The sequence below is a fragment of the Hamadaea sp. NPDC051192 genome (assembly GCF_040682475.1).
GTDB lineage: Bacteria > Actinomycetota > Actinomycetes > Mycobacteriales > Micromonosporaceae > Hamadaea > Hamadaea flava.
Genome location: NZ_JBFBAZ010000052.1, coordinates 1 through 21983, shown reverse-complemented (window position 1 = coordinate 21983; position 21983 = coordinate 1). Strand labels below are relative to the sequence as shown.

At 69.9% G+C, this 21983-nt stretch carries 23 protein-coding genes; 16 read left to right on the top strand and 7 right to left on the bottom strand.

Annotated elements, in window-relative coordinates:
- Positions 1–214: 214 nt before the first annotated feature.
- The 11 genes from AB0M47_RS22335 (at position 215) to AB0M47_RS22285 (ending at position 9221) form a co-directional block, all read left to right on the top strand.
- Positions 215–1027: a DUF6042 family protein gene (locus AB0M47_RS22335; RefSeq protein ID WP_363416831.1), complete on the top strand. Its 813-nt coding sequence runs from the start codon at positions 215–217 to the stop codon at positions 1025–1027.
- Between the two features lie 153 nt (positions 1028–1180).
- Positions 1181–1312: a hypothetical protein gene (locus tag AB0M47_RS22330; RefSeq protein ID WP_363416829.1), complete on the top strand. Its 132-nt coding sequence runs from the start codon at positions 1181–1183 to the stop codon at positions 1310–1312.
- Positions 1313–1400: 88 nt separating this feature from the next.
- Complete coding sequence (locus AB0M47_RS22325) at positions 1401–2228, top strand: SGNH/GDSL hydrolase family protein (protein ID WP_363416826.1); 828 nt, start codon at positions 1401–1403, stop codon at positions 2226–2228.
- Positions 2229–2295: 67 nt separating this feature from the next.
- Positions 2296–3585, top strand: a complete 1290-nt coding sequence (locus tag AB0M47_RS22320; protein ID WP_363416823.1) for a M20/M25/M40 family metallo-hydrolase — start codon at positions 2296–2298, stop codon at positions 3583–3585.
- 42 nt (positions 3586–3627) lie between these two features.
- Entirely contained in the window at positions 3628–4269 is a 642-nt protein-coding gene (locus AB0M47_RS22315; RefSeq protein ID WP_363416820.1) for a hypothetical protein, read from the top strand.
- Between the two features lie 79 nt (positions 4270–4348).
- Positions 4349–5302: an aldo/keto reductase gene (locus AB0M47_RS22310; protein WP_253761809.1), complete on the top strand. Its 954-nt coding sequence runs from the start codon at positions 4349–4351 to the stop codon at positions 5300–5302.
- Positions 5303–5342: 40 nt separating this feature from the next.
- The gene (locus tag AB0M47_RS22305) at positions 5343–5534 is read left to right on the top strand and encodes a DUF5703 family protein (RefSeq protein ID WP_253761810.1); all 192 of its coding nucleotides are present in this window, start codon (positions 5343–5345) and stop codon (positions 5532–5534) included.
- Positions 5535–5610: 76 nt separating this feature from the next.
- The gene (locus tag AB0M47_RS22300) at positions 5611–6678 is read left to right on the top strand and encodes an LLM class F420-dependent oxidoreductase (protein ID WP_253761811.1); all 1068 of its coding nucleotides are present in this window, start codon (positions 5611–5613) and stop codon (positions 6676–6678) included.
- Positions 6679–7518 (top strand): undecaprenyl-diphosphate phosphatase, encoded by an 840-nt coding sequence (locus AB0M47_RS22295; protein ID WP_363416815.1) that lies wholly within the window; start codon positions 6679–6681, stop codon positions 7516–7518.
- A gap of 19 nt (positions 7519–7537) precedes the next feature.
- Entirely contained in the window at positions 7538–8221 is a 684-nt protein-coding gene (locus AB0M47_RS22290; protein WP_363416812.1) for an MSMEG_4193 family putative phosphomutase, read from the top strand.
- A gap of 61 nt (positions 8222–8282) precedes the next feature.
- Positions 8283–9221: a trypsin-like peptidase domain-containing protein gene (locus AB0M47_RS22285; protein WP_363416809.1), complete on the top strand. Its 939-nt coding sequence runs from the start codon at positions 8283–8285 to the stop codon at positions 9219–9221.
- Here the strand turns inward: AB0M47_RS22285 and AB0M47_RS22280 are convergent.
- Both AB0M47_RS22280 and AB0M47_RS22275 read right to left on the bottom strand, forming a co-directional pair.
- Entirely contained in the window at positions 9214–10047 is an 834-nt protein-coding gene (locus tag AB0M47_RS22280) for an MOSC N-terminal beta barrel domain-containing protein (RefSeq protein WP_363416806.1), read from the bottom strand. The genes AB0M47_RS22285 and AB0M47_RS22280 overlap by 8 nt on opposite strands.
- A gap of 2 nt (positions 10048–10049) precedes the next feature.
- A complete protein-coding gene (locus AB0M47_RS22275; RefSeq protein WP_363416803.1) occupies positions 10050–10586 on the bottom strand; it encodes a helix-turn-helix domain-containing protein in 537 nt (178 codons plus the stop codon).
- 52 nt (positions 10587–10638) lie between these two features.
- Here AB0M47_RS22275 and AB0M47_RS22270 point away from each other — a divergent pair, with 52 nt between their 5' ends.
- Positions 10639–11160 carry a GNAT family N-acetyltransferase gene (locus tag AB0M47_RS22270; RefSeq protein ID WP_363416800.1) on the top strand — a complete coding sequence of 174 codons (522 nt, stop codon included), beginning with the start codon at positions 10639–10641 and terminating at the stop codon, positions 11158–11160.
- On the opposite strand, the gene AB0M47_RS22265 is transcribed toward AB0M47_RS22270, so the two are convergent.
- Both AB0M47_RS22265 and AB0M47_RS22260 read right to left on the bottom strand, forming a co-directional pair.
- Positions 11138–11905 carry an SCO1664 family protein gene (locus tag AB0M47_RS22265; protein WP_363416797.1) on the bottom strand — a complete coding sequence of 256 codons (768 nt, stop codon included), beginning with the start codon at positions 11903–11905 and terminating at the stop codon, positions 11138–11140. The genes AB0M47_RS22270 and AB0M47_RS22265 overlap by 23 nt on opposite strands.
- Complete coding sequence (locus AB0M47_RS22260; protein WP_253761819.1) at positions 11886–12458, bottom strand: DUF3090 domain-containing protein; 573 nt, start codon at positions 12456–12458, stop codon at positions 11886–11888. The genes AB0M47_RS22265 and AB0M47_RS22260 overlap by 20 nt, the downstream gene beginning before the upstream one ends.
- Positions 12459–12558: 100 nt before the next feature.
- Here AB0M47_RS22260 and mshC point away from each other — a divergent pair, with 100 nt between their 5' ends.
- Both mshC and AB0M47_RS22250 read left to right on the top strand, forming a co-directional pair.
- Positions 12559–13797, top strand: coding sequence for a cysteine--1-D-myo-inosityl 2-amino-2-deoxy-alpha-D-glucopyranoside ligase (gene mshC / locus AB0M47_RS22255; protein ID WP_363416794.1), 1239 nt, complete (start codon positions 12559–12561; stop codon positions 13795–13797).
- A gap of 202 nt (positions 13798–13999) precedes the next feature.
- Positions 14000–15181, top strand: coding sequence for an MFS transporter (locus tag AB0M47_RS22250; protein WP_363416791.1), 1182 nt, complete (start codon positions 14000–14002; stop codon positions 15179–15181).
- Here the strand turns inward: AB0M47_RS22250 and AB0M47_RS22245 are convergent, their stop codons facing one another.
- From AB0M47_RS22245 to AB0M47_RS22235, 3 genes are all read right to left on the bottom strand, one after another.
- Positions 15182–15574: an Hsp20/alpha crystallin family protein gene (locus tag AB0M47_RS22245; protein WP_363416788.1), complete on the bottom strand. Its 393-nt coding sequence runs from the start codon at positions 15572–15574 to the stop codon at positions 15182–15184.
- A gap of 49 nt (positions 15575–15623) precedes the next feature.
- Positions 15624–16448, bottom strand: a complete 825-nt coding sequence (locus AB0M47_RS22240) for a GntR family transcriptional regulator (protein WP_363416785.1) — start codon at positions 16446–16448, stop codon at positions 15624–15626.
- A 115-nt stretch (positions 16449–16563) separates the two neighbouring features.
- Positions 16564–17445 (bottom strand): PAC2 family protein, encoded by an 882-nt coding sequence (locus AB0M47_RS22235; protein WP_253761825.1) that lies wholly within the window; start codon positions 17443–17445, stop codon positions 16564–16566.
- A gap of 124 nt (positions 17446–17569) precedes the next feature.
- Here AB0M47_RS22235 and metH point away from each other — a divergent pair, with 124 nt between their 5' ends.
- Together metH and AB0M47_RS22225 are read left to right on the top strand one after the other, a co-directional pair.
- Positions 17570–21103, top strand: a complete 3534-nt coding sequence (metH, locus tag AB0M47_RS22230) for a methionine synthase (RefSeq protein WP_363416782.1) — start codon at positions 17570–17572, stop codon at positions 21101–21103.
- A 37-nt stretch (positions 21104–21140) separates the two neighbouring features.
- Positions 21141–21467, top strand: a complete 327-nt coding sequence (locus tag AB0M47_RS22225; protein ID WP_363416779.1) for a hypothetical protein — start codon at positions 21141–21143, stop codon at positions 21465–21467.
- Positions 21468–21983: the final 516 nt, after the last annotated feature.

Below are 21983 nucleotides of genomic sequence, written 5' to 3'. Positions count from 1 at the left end.
CCCTCCCCACTTAACCGGTTGTCCCCCCCCTCCCACCCCTCCCACCCCACCCTTTTCCGCGTTGATCATGGAGTTAACTGTGGTGTCGGCGGCGTGGCGAGGGTGCCAACTCCATGATCAACGGGGCCGGCGGTCTGGTTCGGCGGCGATGTCAGACATCTGCGGTATCTTTCGCGACTGACGACAAGGGACGGTCCTGGGGAGAGAAGCGGTCGTGGGCTGGGAACCGGAGGAGGAGCAGCCACTGTGGAGGCTGGCTCCGATGCACCCGTCCTGGGTGCGCTGGCTGCCCTGCGCCGTCGCCAGCCTGCGGGTCGTCCCCGACGACGACGGGCCGCCGCGATTTCCGCGGTCCTGGTACGACCGGGCCGAACTCGGCCTGCCCTGGGACGAGCCGGTGTGGTGCGACCCCGGCCCGGTGGAGGAGTGGTTCGAGCAGTCGCCCGGGCACTCCGAGGACGAGGTCCGCTCCCACTACGACCAGGTGGTCGAGGCGCGTACGCGGCGGATCGAGACGTTCACCGAATGCTGCTCACGGGCGGGCATCCCGGTGCCGCTGACGCTGCGCCAGCTCGTGGACTGCCTCGTCGCCCTCGGCGTGCTCGACGTGCTGACCGGTCCGGGCGGGGAAGCCTGGCTGGTCACTCAGTTCGCGGCGAACCCGCTCGACATCCTGCCGCTCACCCCGCAGGAGGCGGCCGAGGAAGCCGCCGCGCAGATGCTCGAACGCGGCGTCCTGGCCGGGATCGGTTTGCGCCGGCTCGCCGAGGAACAGGCCCCGGATGGTGGTGGCAAGACGGTCTGGCTCACGTTGCGGCGGCTGGGTGACGAGATCGGCCTGACTCCGGCCGCGACCCGGCTGGCGTTGGACCTGATCGCCGCCGAGGAGTCGTGGATCGCGGTGGAGTCGGGGGTCAACCTGCTGACGGTCGGGCTCGACGAGGCGTTCGTGATCCGGGCCGACCACTCGCGGCTGGCCCAGGTCTACGACATGGACGAGCTGATCGCCCCCGAACACATGATCTGACGGCGTCGCCCCGCTACCCTTCCGCGCGATCATGAACGTACGGTCGTGATCGACCGGCGTGTCGTGTCCCGAGCCCCCTGATCGACTCCGCGAGCGCATGATCGACGGCGTGTCCCGCCAGTGACCCCAGGAGTGATCCCTTAGCGTGACGACTTGATCACGTTCAGCGTCCATTTAGGCCCGTTCAGTGTCCATGGGGGAGAGTCATGCTGGTCCGTCGACCTGGCGCTGGCGGTGCTGCGTACGGTGCTCGGCCTGGTGAGCTTCGCCGCCGGCTTCGGCTGATGAATTCATGGGTGTAACTCTTGTGATGGGGGACACACCGAGGTTACTGTCTGGTAACCCCCGTCCCGACAGGAAAGGCAGGCCCCCGATGCGCATACCGCGCAAGTCCCTCGCCCTTTTCGCCGGCCTCGTCGCGGCCGTCCTGCTCGCCTCGCCCGCCGCCGCCGACCCCGGCCCGCCGCCCAACTCGATCGCGAGCATGGGCGACTCCATCACCCGTGGGTTCAACGCCTGCGGCTGGTACGTCGACTGCCCGGCGCGGTCCTGGAGCACCGGCACCTATTCGTCCGTCAACAGCCAGTACTCCCGGATCCTGGCCAAGAACTCCGCGATCTCCGGGAAGAACTACAACGACGCGAAGTCGGGGGCCAAGGTCGCCGACATGTACGGCCAGGCCGGCACGGCGGTCGGCCAGGGCGTCCAGTACGTCACGATCCTGATCGGCGCGAACGACGCCTGCACCGGCAGCGAGTCGTCGATGACCTCGGTGGCCGCGTTCCGGACGTCGATCGACTCGGCGCTCAACCGGATCAAGGCCGGGCTGCCCACCGCCAAGGTCGCCGTGATCTCCATCCCCAACGTCTGGCAGCTCTGGAACGTCGGCCACGTCAGCGGCTCCGCCGTGAGCACCTGGAACCTGTTCGGCATCTGCCAGTCGCTGCTGGCCAACCCGACCTCGACCGCGCAGGCCGACGTCGACCGGCGGGCGCGCGTACGCCAGCGGGTCGTCGACTTCAACGCCCAGCTCGCCGACGCGTGCGCGGCGTACGGGACGAACTGCGACTTCGACGACAACGCGGTGTTCAACTACCCGTTCCAGCTGTCCCAGGTCTCCGGCTGGGACTACTTCCACCCGAACACCGCCGGGCAGGCCGTGCTGGCGAGCGTCACGTACGCCGCCGGATTCGGCTGGTGATCGTCTGGTGATCATTCGGTAGCAGGCCGGGGTATGGACTCCGGCCTGCTTACGGTAGGAATGATCCATGACGAACGTCGTGGACCTGTGCAGCAACCTGATCCGGATCGACTCGACCAACACCGGCGACCTCGACACGAGCGCGGGTGAGCGCAAGGCGGCCGAGTACGTCGCGACCGTGCTGAGCGAGGCCGGGATCGAGCCGACGGTCCTGGAGTCGGCGCCGGGCCGGACGAATCTGGTCGCCCGCATCCCCGGCCGGGACTCCTCGCGCGGTGCGCTGCTGGTCCACGGACACCTCGATGTCGTGCCGTCCGACCCGGGCGAATGGTCGGTCCACCCGCTCAGCGGCGAGGTCAAGGACGGCTACGTCTGGGGCCGGGGCGCGATCGACATGAAGGACTTCGACGCGATGGCCCTGGCGACGGTCAGCGGCTGGCAGGCGGAGGGGTATGTGCCGCCGCGCGACATCGTCCTGGCCTTCACCGCCGACGAGGAGGCCGGCGGCGACTACGGCGCCCACTTCCTCGTGCAGCGGCACCCCGAGCTGTTCGAGGGCTGCACCGAGGCGATCGGCGAGGTCGGCGGCTATTCCGTGACGGTCGCGCCGGACCTGCGTCTCTACCTGATCCAGACGGCCGAGAAGGGGATCGACTGGCTGAGGCTGCACGCCTCCGGACGTCCCGGTCACGGCTCCTTCGTCAACGACGACAACGCGGTGACCGCGCTGTGCGAGGCCGTCGCCAAGCTGGGGCGTACGCAGTTCCCGGTCGTGGTGACGCCGACCGTGCGGGCGTTCCTCGATCACGTCTCCGAGGTGCTGGGCGTCGAGCTGGACCCCGACCCGGAGAAGGCGATCGCCAAGTTGGGGCCGATCGCCCGGATCGTCGGCGCGACCATCCGCAACACCGCCAACCCGACGCGTCTCGCGGCCGGATACAAGGACAACGTCATCCCCGGCAAGGCCAGCGCGACGATCGACTGCCGTACGCTGCCCGGCTTCGCCGACGAGTTCCAGGAGCAGCTCCGGTCGATCGTCGGCGAGCAGATCGAGATCGAGACGGTGCACCACCAGGAGGCGTTGGAGACGACCTTCGACGGCCCGCTGGTCGACGCGATTGCGGCGGCGCTGCGCGCCGAGGACGCCGGGGCGCGCCCGGTGCCGTACATGCTTTCGGGTGGCACCGACGCCAAGGCGTTCGCGACGCTGGGTATGCGCTGCTTCGGTTTCTCCCCGTTGAAGCTGCCCGCTGACCTCGACTTCGCCGCGCTGTTCCACGGCATTGACGAGCGCGTCCCGACGGAGGGACTAGAGTTCGGCGTGAGAGTGCTGGACCGCCTGCTCCGTAGCAGCTGACCGCCGCCGAGAACCCGTTGAGAGTCCGAAGGGGACAAGCCCATGAGCTACACCGACGCCCAGGTCGACGCCGCCCTGGAGGCGGTCATCACCGCGGCGCGTGAACACCTCGCGGCGGTTCGCGCCGCCGGTGGCAAGATCGACGACGACGAGGTCTGGCGCACCTACGTCGCCCTGAACAATTCCTCGGTGGCGTACGACGACGCGTTGCTGGACGTGTTCGGCGAGGTCACGCCGTGGAACGTCGACAGCATCGACGTGGACAAGGCGGACCAGTTCTTCGGCGAGGAGACGGCCGCCGGCGACGACCCGCACCCCCGGGTGATCTCGGTGCGGCAGCGGCGCGACTATCGCGTACCCAGTGTGACCGCTTTGCTGAAGGCGGGCCAGGAAGCGCGGGACACCGCGATGGGCGAGGACTCCGGCGCGGTCGAGTCGGTCAGCGAGGCGCTGGTCGAACTCCTCCAGGCGGGCGACGGCTCACTGTCGGCCCTGGACATTCCGGAGCTGGAGCCGCTGGACGGCCTGGTGGCGGTGGCCGAGGTGGACGAGCCGCTGGACCCGGAGACGTTCGAGGAGAGCGACGGCGCGGGCCCGTTCACTCTGTCGGGTTCTGACCGGCTCATCGGCCGGATGGACGAGCACCTGCACGCCGAGGACGACGACCACGACCACGAGCACTGAGGTTGGAGTCACCGTCTGTCACTGCCGTCTGAACGGACGGCAGTGACGCGACGCGCCCGGAGCGAATATCGTTCACCTCATGCAGCAGCGTCCGCTCGGCCGCAGCGGGCTGTCGGTCTCCCGGCTGGCCCTCGGCACGATGACTTGGGGTCACGACACCGACCCCGATGACGCCGGCGCGCAGCTGAAGTCCTTTGTGGACGCCGGAGGAACCCTGGTCGACACGGCCGACGTGTACGCCGACGGCGAGGCCGAAGCGGTCCTGGGCACCCTCCTGGACGCGATGGTGCCCCGGGACGAGCTGCTGATCGTGGGCAAGGCGGGCGTACGCTCGCACGGCGCTCGCCGCCGGGACAGTTCCCGCGGCCATCTGCTGCGCAGCCTGGACGTGACCCTGCGCCGGCTCGGCACCGACTACCTGGACATCTGGCAGGTCCACGGTTACGACCCGGCGACCCCGTTCGAGGAGACGATGGCGGCGGTCGACCACGCTGTGTCGACCGGCAAGGTCAGGTACGCCGGGGTGGCCAACTTCGCGGGCTGGCAGATCGCCCGCGCGGCGACGTGGCAGCAGGCCTGGCCGCAGCGCGCCCCGATCGTGGCGGCCGGGTTCGAGTACTCCCTGCTCGAACGGAGCGCCGAACGGGAGGCGCTGGCGGCCTGCGAGGCGCTCGGCGTCGGTGTGATGCCGTGGTCGCCGTTGGGCCGGGGCGTGCTGACCGGCAAGTACCGCAATGGGCGGCCGGCCGACTCCCGGGCGGCTTCGGCCCAATATGAGCAGTTCGTGCTCGCGTACCTGGATCCGCGGTGCTCGGCGGTCGTCGAGGCGGTGCTCACCGCTGCCCACGGCCTCGGGGTGTCACCCGCTCAGGTGGCGTTGGCCTGGCTGCGCGATCGGCCCGGCGTGACCGCTCCGGTGCTGGGCGCGCGTACGGCGGATCAGCTGGGCGAAGCACTGCGCTGTGAGGAGCTGGAGCTGCCGCCTCAGATCAGCCGGGCGCTCGACGACGTCTCGGCGATCGAACCGGCTTGAGGTACTTGTCGCTTTCGCCCAGCAGGCGCAGGATCGGGCTATGGACTACGAATACGCACCGCTGCGGTTGCCACCGGATGTCGACAGGATGACCGCCGCGGTGCGGCTGACGTTGCAGGCGGAGTACAACGGCTGGGAGCTGGACCGGCTTCAGCTGCTTAAAGACGGCACGCGCCGGGTCGTGCTGCGCCGGCCGACCATCGGCGGCCTGATGCCCGGCCTGTCCACCTGACGACACACGATAAGGCGTTGGACTCGCGTCCGCCGGGTGGCTTCGCCCTGAGGCTACTCGCCAGTAGCATGTCGGCATGAAGCTTGGACTCAGCCTCGGCTACCAGACCGCGTGGTCCACCCCGGCGGATCACCTCGCCCTCGCCCAGGAGGCCGACCGGCTCGGCTATGCCGTCGTGTGGGCGGCGGAGGCGTACGGCTCGGACTCGCCCAGCATGCTGGCCTGGATCGCCGGGCAGACCGAGCGGATCGACGTCGGCACCGCCGTCATGCAGATCCCGGCGCGTACGCCGGCCGCGACCGCGATGACCGCCGCGACCATCGACGCGTTGAGCCGCGGCCGATTCCGGCTGGGCCTGGGCGTCTCCGGCCCGCAGGTCTCCGAGGGCTGGCACGGCGTCCGCTACGGCAAGCCGCTGGCGCGTACGCGTGAGTTCGTCGACATCGTGAAGCTGGCGCTCGGCCGGAAGACTGTCGAGTACCACGGCGCGCACTATGAGCTTCCGCTGCCGGACGGCCCCGGCAAGGCGTTGAAGCTCAGCTTCCACCCGCCGCGCGACCACGTGCCGATCTACCTCGCCGCGATCGGCCCGAAGAACCTCGAACTGGCGGGCGAGATCGCCGACGGCTGGCTGGCCATCTTCCTCGCCCCCGAGTACGCCGAGGAGCAGCTGGCCTCCATCGCCAAGGGCCGCGCGAAGGTGGGCAAGACGCTGGACGGCTTCGACGTCGTGCCCAGCGTCCCGGTGGTGGTCGGCGACGACGACTCGCCCGAGGGCCTGGCCAACTGCGCCGAGCTGATCCGTTGGTACGCCGCCCTTTACGTGGGCGGCATGGGCAGCCGCGAGCAGAACTTCTACAACCAGCTCGCGACCCGGATGGGCTACGGCGAGGCCGCGGCCGAGGTCCAGGACCTGTATCTGGCCAAGCGTCATCGTGATGCGGCGGCGGCGATCCCGTTCGAGTTCATCGACCGCACCAGTTTGATCGGTCCGAAGGAGAGGATCGCGGCCCGGCTGCGTGACTACGCCGCCGCCGGGGTGACTACGCTCTCGGTGTCGCTCTTCGCCGCGGACGCGGAATCGGGGATGGCGACACTGCGTACCCTCGCAGAGGCGTTGGAGCTTTCGGGAGTGGGAGAGTAGATGTCGGAGATCGAGGTCTGGCAGTCGGTGGTGCTCGGCGTCGTGGAGGGGATCACCGAATTCCTTCCGGTGTCGTCGACCGGTCACCTGACCATCACCGAGCAACTGCTGGGGCTCGACATCAAGGACGAGGCGGTGACCGCGTACACGGCGGTCATCCAGATCGGCGCGATCTTCGCCGCCATCATCTACTTCTTCAAGGACATCGCCCGGCTGATCAAGGCCTGGGTGTCGGGGCTGTTCTCGTCGTCGGCCCGGCAGGAGCCCGACTGGCGGTTCGCCTGGTACGTCATCGTGGGGTCGATCCCGGTGGGGATCGTCGGCTTCCTCGCCCAGGATCTGATCAAGGGCGGCCTGCGCAGCCTCTGGGTCGTCGCGGCCGCCCTGATCCTGTGGAGCATCCCGATGGCGTTCGCCGAGCACGCGGCCACGCAGGTCAAGGGTGAGCAGGGCCTGACGATGAAGGACTCGATCATCATCGGGTTCACGCAGTGTCTGTCGCTGATCCCCGGCGTCTCCCGGTCCGGTGCGACGATCACCGCCGGTCTGCTGCGTGACCTCGATCGAGTGACGGCCACCCGGCTGTCGTTCCTGCTCGGCATCCCGGCGTTGACCGCCGCCGGCCTCTACGAGCTGAAGGACGCGATCTCCGGCCCGTCGGTGTCCACCGTCGCGCTGGTGGTCGGCACGCTGGTGAGCTTCGTGGTGGCGTACGCGGCGATCGCGTGGTTGCTCAAGTACGTCGCCCACCACTCGATCATGGTGTTCGTCTGGTACCGCGTCGCGCTCGGATTCGGCATCATGGCGTTGCTCGTCACCGGGGCGATCACGGCGTACTGAGAAAAACTAGACTTCTGCCGTGACCATCGTTCTGCTGCTGAGGCACGGGCGTACGACGGCGAACGCCGACGGCGTCCTGGCCGGCGACCTGCCCGTGGAGTTGGACGAGCGGGGCCGTCAGCAGGCCGAGGCGGTCGGGCGGCGGCTCGCGGGGCTGCCGCTGGCGGCCGTCGTGACCAGCCCGCTCAAACGCTGCCGCCAGACGCTCGAACTCGCCCTGCCCGGCGTCGCCCCGGTCGTCGAGGCCGGGCTGACCGAGTGCGGCTACGGCGCCTGGGTCGGCCGCAAGCTGTCGGAGCTGGCCAAGGACCCCTTGTGGGCCACGGTCCAGCAGCATCCGGCGGCGGTGACCTTCCCGGGCGGCGAGTCGATGGCGGCGATGGCGACCCGGGCCGTGGCCGCGGTACGCAGCTGGGACGCCCGTGTCGAGGCGGAGCACGGCGCGGAGGCGATCTGGGTCGCGTCCAGCCACGGCGACGTCATCAAGGCGATCGTCGCCGACGCGCTCGGCCTGCATCTGGACCTGTTCCAGCGGATCTCGGTCGACCCCGGGTCGATCACCGCGATCCGCTACACCCCAAGCCGGCCGTTCGTGCTGCGGCTGTCGGACACCGGTGGGGATCTCCAGGGTCTGGTCCCGGCCAAACGCCCAGCCACCGGTGAGGTCCCGGCCGGGGACGCCTCGGTCGGCGGCGGCGCCTGAGCGCTTTTCGCTGTCGGCGGACAGCCGGACGATCCGCGCCGCCGCCGACGTTCCTCGATGCATGGATGCTGACAACCGTGAGACGGACGCGCTGGACGCGTACTCCCGGGTGGTGACCACGGTGGCGGCCACCGTCCTGCCCAGCGTCGCCAGCCTCACCGTGCGGACGCCGCGGGGCGAAGGCGCCGGGTCGGCCGTCCTGTTCACCGCCGACGGATTCTTGCTGACCAGCGCGCACGTGGTCGCCGGCGCGCAGGCGGGCACGGCCGAGTTCGGCGACGGCGAGGAGACCCGGTTCGACGTGGTCGGCGCGGACCCGCTCGCCGACCTGGCCGTGGTCCGGGTCGGCAGCACCGCCTCGCCGCCGGCCACCCTCGGCGACGCGAACGAGCTGCGCGTCGGCCAGCTGGTGGTCGCCGTCGGCAATCCGCTCGGCCTGGCCGGTTCGGTCACGGCCGGGGTGGTCAGCGCGCTCGGCCGGTCGCTGCCCGTCTACGACGGGCGCCGCAACCGGCTCATCGACGACGTGATCCAGACCGACGCCGCGCTCAACCCCGGCAACTCCGGGGGCGCGCTCGCCGACGCGCGCGGGCGGGTCGTGGGCGTCAACACGGCGGTCGCGGGGATCGGCGTCGGCCTCGCCGTGCCGATCAACGGCAACACCCGCCAGATCATCGCCGATCTCGTCAGCCATGGAAAGGTACGCCGAGCGTGGCTGGGCGTCGCTGGTGTGCCGGTTCCGCTGCCCCCGCCGATCGCCGAGCGCCTGGGTCAGCGCCGGGGGCTGCGGGTCGTGGAGGTCGTCCCTGGCAGCCCGGCCGGGGTCGCCGGGATCTACCTCGGCGACATCCTCGTCACCGCGGGCGGCAGACCGGTGCAGGGCGTCCAGGACGTCCAGCGGCTCATGCTCGGGCCGGCGATCGGGCAGCGCTTGTCGTTGACCGTGCTGCGCCGGGGCGCCTTCGTCGACGTCGTCGCGGTCCCTACCGAACTCAGCTGACGGTCACCTCGTCGCCGACCCGCAGGACGCCGTCGGTGAGCGGGATGAGGCGTACGCCGAACCAGGTCTTGCCGTCCCGTTTGCGGAACCGGGACAGGGTGCGGATGGGCTCCTTGCCCGTCCGGTAGGTGGCCGCGTCGATCGTGGTGAGCACGCAACGGTCGCAGATCTCGGCGAACCGGAAGTCCACCGTCCCGACGCGTACGCGCTGCCAGTCGTCTTCGGCGAACGGTTCGGCCGGTGCGCCGGGGGAGTCGTCGACGACGAGGTTCGGCCGGAATCGGCTGATCGGCAGCGGCTCGGGCACCTGTTCGCCCCGTTCGACCGCGCCTTCGGCGATCCAGTCGTTGAGCCTGCGCATCGAGGCGGTGGTGGCGACGAGCAGCGGACCGGCGTCGGAGAGGTTGAGCGGGTCGCCGGGCAGTCCGCCGTGGTCTTCGGCGACCGGGCGCCGGTGCGGGTCGTCGAGCCAGCCCAGGCGCAGCGATCGTCCGAACTGGACGGACAACCAGTCGTGTGCCTCGGGCGGCGCGAGGCGGATCTGGGCCAGCCGCGACATCGTGGTCGGGACGAGGTCGCCGTCGGCCGGCTCGGCGACGGTGAGCCGGCTGCCGTCCAATCCGGTCAGCGTCAACGATCCGGCGGCCGGGATCGCTGCCACGCCGAGCATGCGGTGCTCGTCGCGGGCGGTGAGGTAGGTGCCGTCCGGGTTGAGTACGAGCCAGCGCCGGTCGTGGCGCAGCCCCCACGGCTCGACCGCGGCCTCGTCGACGGCTACGCCGCCGAGGGACTTCACCGGATAGAGGTGGATGCTCGCCAGCCGCATGATCACGAGGATAGGGCGTCGAACAACTGCGTGAACACCAGCATTTCGACCGGTTCTGCGCCGTCGGGGCGCTGATCCGGGTCGCGGGCGCGGTCGGCGTACCGGCTCAGCAGGGTGCGCAGGTCTTCGACCAGCTGCCCGGTCTCTTCCGGCGTGGCGTACACGATGGTCTGCGAACCGCCCAGGGCCTCCTGCCATTCGGCGGGCAGCGAGTGGCGCCGGGCCTGGACGGCGCGGATGCGGGTGAGCCAGTGGTCGAGCATGACGTCGGCGAGCGCGCCCGCGGCCTCACCGTCGGCGTCGGAGAACCGGATGTCGGCCTGTTTGATGCGCCAGGGGCGGCGGCGACCCGGTCCGGTGTCGATCTCCTCGACGAACCCGTAGCGGCCGAGGGTACGCAGATGGAAGGCGCAGTTGGTGGGGGAGATCCCGATCAGCTCGCTCGCCTCGGTCGCGGTGAGGCTGGGGTGGATGTTGAGCACCTCCAGCAGGGCGAGGCGGGTCGGATGGGCGAGCGCGCGCATCGTCCGGGCGTCCATGTCGGAAAGTCTACCCTTTCGAGCGTAGTGTTTCGAGCGTACTGTTTCGAACATGGCTATCGATGTAGAGCTTCGTGAGCTGACTCCTGGCGACGCCGAGCAGTTCCACGCCTTCGCGGCGCATCCGCTTGTCCAGCCGACCGTCGACTCCACCCAGGTGCCGACGGTGGCGGAGGTCCGCGCCTTCCTGACCCAACTCGCTGCCGACAACGACGGGGTGCGCCGCGAGCGCGCCATCGTCATTGCCGGCCCGAACGCTCGAGCCGGGAGTGAGGACGAAGGGCCGGCTGGGAATGACACTGTCGGGAGGGTGATCGGCTCGATCGGGCTGACGCTCGAAGGTTCGTCGGCCGAACTCGGCTACGTCGTCCACCCGGACTACTGGGGCCGGGGAGTGGCGACCCAGGCGGCGCTTCTGATGGTGCGCCTCGGATTCGACGAGCTCGGCCTGACCCGGATCTACGCCGTGTTCTCCATGGACAACCCCGCGTCAGTGCGCGTGGTGGAGAAAGCGGGACTTCGCCAGGTCGACGCCAAGACCTGGGAGATCGTCAGATCGGCGGCCAGGGGATGACGCGCCGGTCCGGGTCGGGTTGCGGGAAGACGCCCAGCGTCGTCAGCGCCCCGATCCGGTCGGCCAGCGCCGAGATCTCCGTGACGGTCAGGTGATCGTCGAGCAGCCCGTCGAGGCTCAGGCCTTTCAAGTCGGCCCGGAGGTCGTCGGGGATCTCGCGCCCGGCGAACCCCCACAACACGGTGCGTAGCTTGGGTTCGCTGTGGAAGCAGATCCCGTGGTCCACGCCGTACACCCGGTCGCCGGCGGCGAGCACATGGCCGCCCTTGCGATCGGCGTTGTTGACGACCGCGTCGAACAGCGCCATCCGCGCCAGGGCCGGCAGATCCGCGTGCGCCAGCAGGAACGCGTCGCCGTCCTCGTCCCGGGCGCTCGCGATCGGGAACCAGCCCTCGGGCAAGGCGTACGCGGGGATGAAACCGACCGGCGGCTCGTCGAGCTCGTCGATCCACAGCTGGCACATGCCGGGGCCGAGCGGCCCGTCACGCAGCACCGTCGGCGGCACGACGTTCCAGCCCAGTGCCTCGCTCACCAGGTACGCGGCCACTTCGCGACCGGCGAGCGTACCGTCCGGGAAGTCCCAGAGCGGGGCCTCACCGCGTACCGGCTTGTAAACCGCGCGGGCCTCGGCGCCCTCATGGGTGAGGATCACGCGGAGCGTGGTGTTGGAGGCGTCGACCAGACGGCCCTCGATCTCCATCTCACCGTCGGTGAGAAGGCTGAGGTCACCTGCGGTGGTAGCCATTGTTCCGGGGGCAGAGGTGGCCGGCGGGGTCGAGCGGCTGGCCGCACAGCGGGCACGGCGGGCGGCCGGCGGCGAGCACCCGCTTCGCGCGGTCCACGAAGTCCCGTACGCCTTGCGGCGTCAGGCGAACCCGCAGCCGGTCGAGATGGTCGGGGATCTCGGCGACCTCGTCCTCGGGGGAGTCGGTCTCGGCGTCGGCGTCGAATTCGGCCTCCTCGACGGCGATCGCCTCGATGATGACCGAGCTCTCCTCGACGTCGTACGCCAAACCGAGCGTGCCGACCCGGAACTCCTCCTCGACCGGGGAGTCCAGCGGCTCGTTGTCGACCATCGCCGACGAGTCGGGCAGCTTGAGCCCGAACCGGCTGTGCGCCTCGGCGAGCAGCTCCTCGAGCTTCTCGGCGAGCAACGACACCTGCACCTTTTCCAGCGCGACACTGACCACCCGGCCCCCGCCGCGCGCCTGCAGGTAGAAAGTCCGCTCCCCGGGCGGACCCACGGTGCCGGCCACGAACCGCTCGGGCGGGTCGAACGCGAACACCTGATGAGTCATGCTCCGACCTTAGCCTCCCGAATTCCCAACCGTGCACCCGGCGCGCTTGTTCCCGACGCACCCAGGTGGGGCCTCTCGGGAGGCCGGTTAGGCTGGCGGGATGGAATCGTGGTCCGCTCCCGAGGTCCCCCGCCTGCCCGGCGCGGGCCAGTCGCTGTATCTGTTCGATTCGGCCCGTCGCGACAAGTTCCCGAGTCAGCCGAACGGCCGCGCCGGGCTCTATGTCTGCGGCATCACGCCGTACGACGCGACGCACCTCGGGCATGCTGCCACGATGATCACCTTCGACCTGGTGAACCGCCTGTGGCGCGACGCCGGGCACGAGGTCGTCTACGTCCAGAACGTCACCGACATCGACGATCCGCTGCTGGAGCGGGCCGCCCGCGACCACGAGGACTGGGTCGTGCTGGCGATGCGGGAGACGGCGCTGTTCCGCGAGGACATGGAAGCGCTGCGGATCATCCCGCCGGAGCACTACGTCGGCGCGGTCGAGTCCATCCCGGTCATCGCCGAGCGCGTGCAGGAACTGCTGGAGCGCGGAGTGGCGTACCGGCTCGAGGACGGCACCGGCGACGTCTACTTCGACATCAGCGCCGCGCCCCGATTCGGCTACGAGTCCAACCTGTCGCGCGAACAGATGCTCGTCTTCTTCGCCGAGCGCGGCGGCGACCCGGAGCGCGCGGGCAAGCGCGACGCCCTCGACCCGTTGCTGTGGCGCGGCGTACGCCCCGACGAGCCGTCGTGGCCGGGTGGCGCGCTGGGCCCGGGCCGGCCCGGCTGGCACATCGAATGCGCAGTCATCGCGATGACCCTGATCGGTGACACCATCGAGGTTCAGGGCGGCGGCAACGACCTGCTGTTCCCGCATCACGAGTGTTCGGCCGCGCACGCCGAGGTGCTCTCCGGGGCCGAGCCGTTCGCCCAGCACTACGTGCACGCCGGGATGATCGGGCTGCACGGCGAGAAGATGAGCAAGTCCCGGGGCAACCTGGTGTTCGTGTCCCGCCTGCGCGCCGACCACATCGACTCGAACGCGGTGCGGCTCGCGCTGGTCGCCGACCACTACCGCGCCGACCGCCAGTGGACCGACGACCTGCTCAAGGCGGCGGAACAGCGCCTGGCCCGCTGGCGTGCGGCCGCGTCGGCGCCGTCCGGCCCGTCGGGCGCCGCTCTGCTGGCGGGCGTACGCGCGGCGCTGACCGACGATCTGGACACCCCGAAGGCGCTGGCGCTGATCGACGAATGGGTCGACGGGGCACTGAGCGGCGAGGGCGGCGACCCGGACGCGCCGGAGCTGATGTCCTCGACCGTCGACGCCCTCCTCGGCGTCTACCTCTAACCCCCTCTTCCCACCCCACCCCCGCCCCCGCCCCCCGCCCCGCCAGTCGCGTTGATCATGGAGTTAACTGCCGACTCGACGGTGTGTCGAGGGGGCAAAATCCATGATCAACCGGCGGAGCGGCGGTGAGCTGAGCCACAGCTGTCCCATATGTCGGGATAGCTGTCTTGACTTGTGAGACGACGGACATAGCGTCGAGATCATGAGCTCAGCCCCCCGCCCCTGGTCCATGCTGGCCTTAGGCATGGCGGCGCAAGGCGCCAGCTGTGTCTTCATGTACGGGCTGCCGGTGCTCGTGCCGGTCCTCCGGGGGCACGGGCTCAGTCTCGGCGAGGCCGGGCTCATCGTCGGTGCGCCCAGCGCGGGCATGCTGTTCACGCTGGTGGCCTGGGGCTGGATCGCCGACCGGTTCGGCGAGCGGATCACCATGTCGCTGGGGCAGGGGCTGGCCGGCGTCGTCCTGGCGATCGCCGCGCTGACCCACCCGTCGATCCCGGTCACCGGGGTGCTGCTGGGCCTGGCCGGGGCGCTCGGTTCGTCGGCCAACTCGGCCAGCGGCAAGGTGGTCCTGGGCTGGTTCCCGCCCGAGCGCCGGGGTGTGGCGATGGCGTTCCGGCAGGCCGCGCAGCCGCTGGGCATCGCGGTCGCGGCGCTGGCGCTGCCGCCGGTGGCCGCCGCGCACGGCCTGTCGGGGGCGTTGGGCGTACTGGCGGCGGTGTGCCTGGTGACCTCGGTGGTGGTGGCGATCTTCGTGGTCGACCCGCCGCGCGGTGCGGCATCGGGCCCGGCCGACGGGCGCAACCCGTACCGGCTGCCGGATCTGTGGCGCATCCACGGCGCGGCCATGCTGCTCGTCGTGCCGCAGTTCACCACCGCGGCGTTCACCTACGACTATCTCGTCGCCGAGCGCGGCTGGGACGCCGCCCTCGCCGGCCAGCTGCTGGCGGGCGTACAGATCTTCGGGGCGCTGTGCCGGGTCGCGTGTGGACGGTGGTCGGACGCCGTCGGCAGCCGGCTGCGCCCGATGCGCCAGCTGGCGGTGGTCAACGGACTGGTCGGACTGCTGGCGGCGGTCGCCATCAAACTGGACGCGGGGATCAGCCCCGGTCTGCTGATCAGCGCGCTCGTCCTCGCCATGGCGGGCAACGGCTTCGCCTTCACCGCGGTCGCCGAACTGGCCGGGTCGGCGTGGGCCGGGCGGGCGCTCGGCGTACACAACATGGTGCAGAACATCGTCGGTGCGCTCACGCCCGGCCTGATCGGCGCGCTCATCGCCGGCAACGGCTACGCCGTGGGCATCGGTCTCGCCGCGCTGTTCGCGGTGCTGTCCGTGCCGATCACCCCCGCCGACCGGCGTCCGGTCGCCGAGCCCGCCGCCGCCTGACTACCAGACGGGTACGCCGGCGGCCATGTTCTTGCCGGTGGCGTCCTCGCCGGTGGGGTAGCCGCCAGCCGGTTCGCGGGCCTGGTCGAGCTGCTCGTCGGCGGTCTTGATCTGACCCGGGATCGGCTCGGGGAGCGTCTCCGATCGCGGCAGCCGCACGGTGAGCAGTCCGTGGTCCATCGTCGCGTCCACGTGGTCCGGGTCCACGTCGCCGGGCAGCTTCACCCGGTGGTCGAGGGCGGCCGGCGTGGTGTCGTCCTCGGACGCCACGACGATGCGCAGTTCACGGTCGGCCACCTCGACGGCGACCTCCTCCGGCGCGACCCCGGGCAGGGCGGCCACCACCTCCCAGCCGCGCTCGGTCGGGCGTACCTCCACGGTCTCGTTCGTCATCGTTCCCACCTCCGCACGACCCTGTACCCGGCGGGCGGGAAGCCGTAACTCAGCCCAGGACCAGGCCGGGATCGTCGTCGGGCTCCGGGCGGGGCGCCGGGATCTGGTAGTCCTCGGTCAGCGTCGTCATCGGTCCGGGCCAGGTCGACTGGGCGACCTCGATCGGGCGGTGCTTGTCGTCGTACGCGATGTGCAGCAGGTGCAGCACCGGCGTATCGGGCCGCATCGCCAGCAGCTCCGACTCGTCCCGGGTGGGCAGCCGCGCGCTGAGCACGTCGGTGGCGGTGGCGTACCGCCGCCCGGTGACCTCCTCGACCTCCTGATAGAGGGGACGGCCGAAGGCCTCCGCGCGCTCGATCCCGGAGCCGTCGACATCGGACGGCAGGAACCAGGACGCGCCGACCTCGACGGTCACCTGCGACACCGTGGTGTCCAGCGTACGGACGAGATAACGGCGTACCACCAGGATCGTGTTGTCGGGGACCCCGAACGCGTCGGTGACCTCGGCCGGCGCGGCCTCGCGACCGACCGACACGAGTTGCTGGCGGTACCGCGCGGCCAGGTCGGCGTGGTAGCCGCGGTGCGCGCCGTAGCGGCCGCGCGCGAGACGGTTGAGCCGGCGGCGTGTGCCCCGGACGTAGGTGCCGGAGCCGGGCTTGGTGATGAGCAGCCCTTCGACGCGCAGCTGGTCGACGGTGCGCTGGATGGTCTGCTTCGCCACGCCGAACATCGTCGCCATGGCGGGGATGCTGGGCAGCCGTTCGCCGGCGGCCCAGTCACCGCGGCGGATGCGGGCGCGCAACGCGTCGGCGATCTGCCGATGCGGGTACTCGGCGACGCCCGGATTGATCCCGGAAGTGCTCACCTCTGTCACAACCGGATTGTGCCGCACTAATGTCCGAATACCTAGATTCCTAGGATTCTTTAGGCGTGGCGTTCTAAAGCACGCAATTCGCCCAACGGCGAGTACGCGCTTTAGAACGGATGTGTCAGAACAGTCCTGCGGTGGGGCCGGCCGGGCCCGAGTTGCCGCCGCCGCGGCGACGCAGATACTTCTCGAACTCGCTGGCGATCTCGTCACCCGACAGCGGCTGCAGGCCGGCGTCGCCGGCGCGTTCCTCCAGCTCCCGCAGGTATTCGCCCAGTTCGGCGTCCTGCTCGCCGGCGGCGCGCACCTTGTCCTCCCACTCGGCCGCCTCCTCGGCGAGGTCGCCGACCGGCACCGGCAGGTCGAGCACCTCCTCGATGCGGTGCAGCAGCGCGAGGGTCGCCTTGGGACAGGGCGGATTGTTGGCGTAGTGGGGGACGTGCACCCAGAACGACAGCGACTCCAGCTCGGCCGTCTGCGCGGCGTCGTGCATCACCCCGACGATGCCGGTCGGGCCCTCGTAGCGGGTGGGCAGCAGGTTGTAGCGCTCCATGGCCTCGGCGTTGGGCGAGCTCCCGCTGATCGGCAGGGGCCGGCTGTAGGGCACGTCGGCCAGCAGCGCGCCGAGCAGCACGATCCGGCTGACCTCCAGGCTGTGGCACAGCTCCAGCACGTCGGCGCAGAAGCCGCGCCAGCGCATGTTGGGTTCGATCCCGCGGATCAGGACGACGTCGCGGTCGGCCCCGGGCGGGCTGGCCACGAGGAATCGGGTGGTCGGCCACTCGATGCGCCGGGTGTCGCCGTCAATCAGGCTGATGTGCGGCCGGGTGACCTGGAAGTCGTAGTAGTCCTCGGGGTCGATCGCCGCCACCTCCTTGGCGTCCCAGACCTGTTCGAGGTGGTCGAGGGCGCTGCTGGCCGCGTCGGCCGCGTCGTTCCACCCCTCGAAGGCGGCCAGTGCCACCGGGTTGCGCAGGGTCGGCAGTCCGTCGAACTCGCTCACCCCTACACCCTAGTCCGCGGGACCGACGCGGCACCCTGTCGTGATCGTGTCGCGGGCTGCTCGCTCTGTGGGAGCGTCCTGTGCCCTGCTCGGAGTCGTCTGGACGGTTGGCTAGGCTTGCCGGGTGACCAACGCCTTCCTTGCTGCTCTGCGTGATCGGATTCTCATCGCCGACGGTGCGATGGGGACCATGCTGCAGGCGGCCAACCCGACGCTGGACGACTTCTCCGGGTTCGAGGGCTGCAACGAGGTGCTCAACGTGACCCGGCCCGACATCGTCCGGTCGGTGCACGAGGCGTACTTCGCGGCGGGCTCGGACTGCGTCGAGACGAACACGTTCGGGGCGAACTTCGCGGCGTTGGGCGAGTACGGGATCAGCGAGCGGATCTACGAGTACTCGCTGACCGGTGCGCAGATCGCGAAGGAGGTGGCGCACGGGTTCAGCACCCCTGACCGCCCCCGCTTCGTGATCGGCTCCGTCGGACCGGGCACGAAGCTGCCCACCCTCGGCCACGTGCCGTACGCGACGCTGCGGGACGCGTACCAGGAGAATGTGCGCGGACTGGTGGACGGCGGCGCGGACGCGATCCTCGTGGAGACGTGTCAGGACCTGTTGCAGACGAAGGCCGCGGTGATCGGCGCGAAGCGGGCGATCGCCGCGAGTGGGCGGGCGGTCGCGCTGGTCTGCCAGGTGACGGTCGAGACGACCGGGACCATGCTGCTGGGCAGTGAGATCGGCGCGGCGTTGACCGCGTTGGAGCCGCTGGGCATCGACCTGATCGGTCTGAACTGCGCGACGGGCCCGGCCGAGATGACCGAGCATCTGCGGTATCTGGCGCAGCACTCGAGGGTGCCGCTGTCGGTGATGCCGAACGCGGGCCTGCCCGAGCTGACCGCCGACGGCGCGCGCTATCCGCTGACCCCGGCGGAGCTGACCGAGGCGCTGGGCCGGTTCGTCAACGACTACGGCGCGCGGCTGATCGGTGGCTGCTGCGGCACGACCCCGGAGCACCTGGCGGCGGTCGTGGACGAGCTGCACGGCACGGCGCCGGCGGAGCGCGGCCCGCAGCCGGAGGGCGGCCTGGCCAGCCTCTACCACCACGTGCCGTTCCAGCAGGACGCGAGCCTGTTGATGGTGGGGGAGCGGACCAACGCGAACGGTTCCAAGGCGTTCCGTGAGGCGATGCTCGCCGGTGACTACAACGCGTGCATCGAGATCGCGCGGCAGCAGGCCCGCGACGGTTCGCACCTGCTCGACCTGTGCGTCGACTATGTCGGCCGGGACGGCGCGGTGGACATGCGGGAGCTGGCGGGCCGGTTCGCCACCGCGTCGACGCTGCCGATCATGCTGGACTCGACCGAGCCGGCGGTGCTCGAGGCGGGTCTGGAGATGCTGGGCGGCCGCTCGATCATCAACTCGGTGAACTTCGAGGACGGCGACGGCCCGACCTCCCGCTACGCCCGGGTCATGCCGGTGGTCCGGGAGCACGGCGCCGCCGTGGTCGCGCTGACCATCGACGAGGAGGGCCAGGCGCGTACGCGGGACTGGAAGGTCCGGATCGCGGCGCGGCTCATCGACGACCTGACCGGCCAGTGGGGACTGCGTCGTGAGGACATCTTCATCGACGCGCTCACCTTCCCGATCGCGACCGGTCAGGAGGAGACTCGCCGCGACGGCATCGAGACGATCGAGGCGATCAAGGAGATCGCGGTCCGGTATCCCGGGGTGAACTTCACGCTGGGCATCTCGAACGTGTCGTTCGGTCTCAACCCGGCGGCCCGGCAGGTGCTGAACTCGGTGTTCCTCAACGAGTGCCAGCAGGCCGGGTTGACCAGCGCGATCGTGCACGCGTCGAAGATCCTGCCGATCGCCCGCATCCCGGAGGAGCAGCTCCAGGTCGCGTTGGACCTCGTCTACGACCGCCGCCGCTTCGCCGCCGACGGTTCGGTGGAGTACGACCCGCTGCAGCGCTACATCGACCTGTTCGAAGGAGTGGACGCCGCCTCGGCCCGCGCCACCCGCGCGGAGGAGCTGGCGGCGCTGCCGTTGGAGGAGCGCCTGCAGCGCCGGATCGTCGACGGCGAGCGCAACGGTCTGGAAGCCGACCTCGACGCCGCGCTCGCGTACAAGTCCGCATTGGACATCGTCAACGAGATCCTGCTCGAAGGCATGAAGACCGTCGGCGACCTGTTCGGCTCCGGCCGGATGCAGCTGCCGTTCGTGTTGCAGTCCGCCGAGGTCATGAAGAACGCCGTGGCGTACCTGGAACCGCGCATGGAGAAGTCGGACTCGTCCGGCAAGGGCACGATCGTGCTCGCGACCGTGCGCGGCGACGTCCACGACATCGGCAAGAACCTCGTCGACATCATCTTGTCCAACAACGGCTATACGGTCGTCAACCTCGGCATCAAGCAGCCGATCAACGCGATCCTCGACGCCGCCGAGCAGCACGGCGCCGACGTCATCGGCATGTCCGGGCTGCTGGTCAAGAGCACGGTCATCATGAAGGAGAATCTCGCCGAGATGCTCGCCCGCGGCCTGCACAGCCGCTGGCCGGTCATGCTCGGTGGAGCGGCGCTGACCCGCTCCTACGTCGAGGACGACCTGCGCGACCTGTTCGACGGCGGCGAGGTCCACTACGCCCGCGACGCCTTCGAAGGGCTCGCCCTCATGGACCGGGTGATGACCGCCAAGCGTACGGGGACCGCCGTGGTCGACCCGGCCCGCGAAGCCGCGCTGGCGGCCCGCCGGGAACGCCGGGCCAAGCACCGCGCGGTGGTCACGTCCGAGCTGCCCGGTCTCGACGACGACACGGTACGCAGTGACGTCGCGACCGACGTGGACGTGCCGAAGCCGCCGTTCTTCGGCACCCGGGTCGTCAAGGGCATCCCGGTCGCCGACTACGCGTCGATGCTGGACGAGCGAGCACTGTTCCTGGGCCAGTGGGGCCTGCGGGGCGCCCGTGCCGGCCAAGGACCGTCCTACGAAGAACTCGTCGAAACCGAAGGCCGGCCCCGGCTGCGCTACTGGCTGGAGCGCTTCGCCACCGAGCAGGTCCTGGAATCCGCCGTCGTGTACGGCTACTTCCCGGCGTACTCGGAAGGCAACGACCTGATCGTGCTGGACGAGAACGGGCACAGCGAACGCGCCCGCTTCACGTTCCCGCGCCAGCGCCAAGAGCGTCGCCTGTGCCTGGCCGACTTCTTCCGCCCGCGCGACCTCGGCCTCGACGTCCTGGCGCTGCAACTGGTGACGGTCGGCCACACCATCAGCGAGTACGCCAACAAGCTGTTCGCCGGCAACCAATACCGCGACTACCTCGAAGTCCACGGCCTGTCCGTGCAGCTGACCGAGGCGCTCGCGGAATACTGGCACGCCCGGATCCGCGCCGAGCTGGTGCTGCCCTCGGGCGACACGGTCGGTTCGTCCGACCCGGCCGACCTGGCGGGCGTGCTGCGCAACGACTACCGCGGCTGCCGGTACGCCTTCGGCTACCCGGCCTGCCCGGACCTGGAGGACCGCGCGAAGATCGTGTCGCTTTTGGACGCCAGCCGGATCGGGGTGGAGTTGTCCGAGGAGTTCCAGCTGCACCCGGAGCAGGCGACGGACGCGATCATCGTGCACCACCCGGAGGCGAACTACTACAACGCCAAGTGAGCGGCTTCCAGCCAGCCCGACACTGCAAGGTGACGGTGTGATCGACGAGAGAGGGCAGCGGATCACCGAGCTGCTGACCGATAACGTTCATGCCGAGATGGCCGCCTTCCGCGCGCTGCACGAACTTGAGATGGACGATCGCACGATCGAAACGCTGGCTGAGGCCGTGGCCGCGAACGTCATGTATGCGTTCGCTGTAGATTGGTCCCCGAGCTGGCTTCCGCCTGGCGTACCGCACAGCTGGCTATGGGATGGGCATTGGTTTGCGAGATGTCCAGCCTGCCTACGAGACTCTGCGCCAGCAGCGAGCCAAGAGGCAGCCGTTACATGGGCCGAGACGCATGCGGCCGAGCACCATGCCTAAGGCTTCGTCGTGCGGATACACCGGCCTGGTTGAGCGTCCAACTGAGTGACAATCGGCCCGCACATCGGCGAATGGCTGCGAACGCCGACGGCCTAGCGTCGCAGCTCATCTGAGCTGAGAACCAAGGTCCACGTTCCATGATCGTTCGTTCACATCGAACGCATCAGGGTTCAGTTCGCCCTCGACGGTGCTTCTTGGAGGGAGAAAGCATCTCCGGGGTGAGTACCCCCTCCTCCTCGAGGCGGTCCTCCGGGCGGTCGGCCCAACGGCTCCACGTTCGTCCACACGGTTGACAGTGCAGCGGCGTCTTGCAGACGTTCCGCCCGTCTTCCTCCCGACCGCAGAGGAAGAGGCCAAGAAGACGGAGTGCGCCGCCGCACACGGGGCAGACCTCGCCATTCCAGACTGTGCCGACCATGCGGGGACTATCTCGTTAACGGTGTTTCCGGCGGTTTCCTCAGTAGGTTTCAGCTGCCGGGAATCGGTCGCTGAAGGTGATGGCGAACGCGTTCAGCG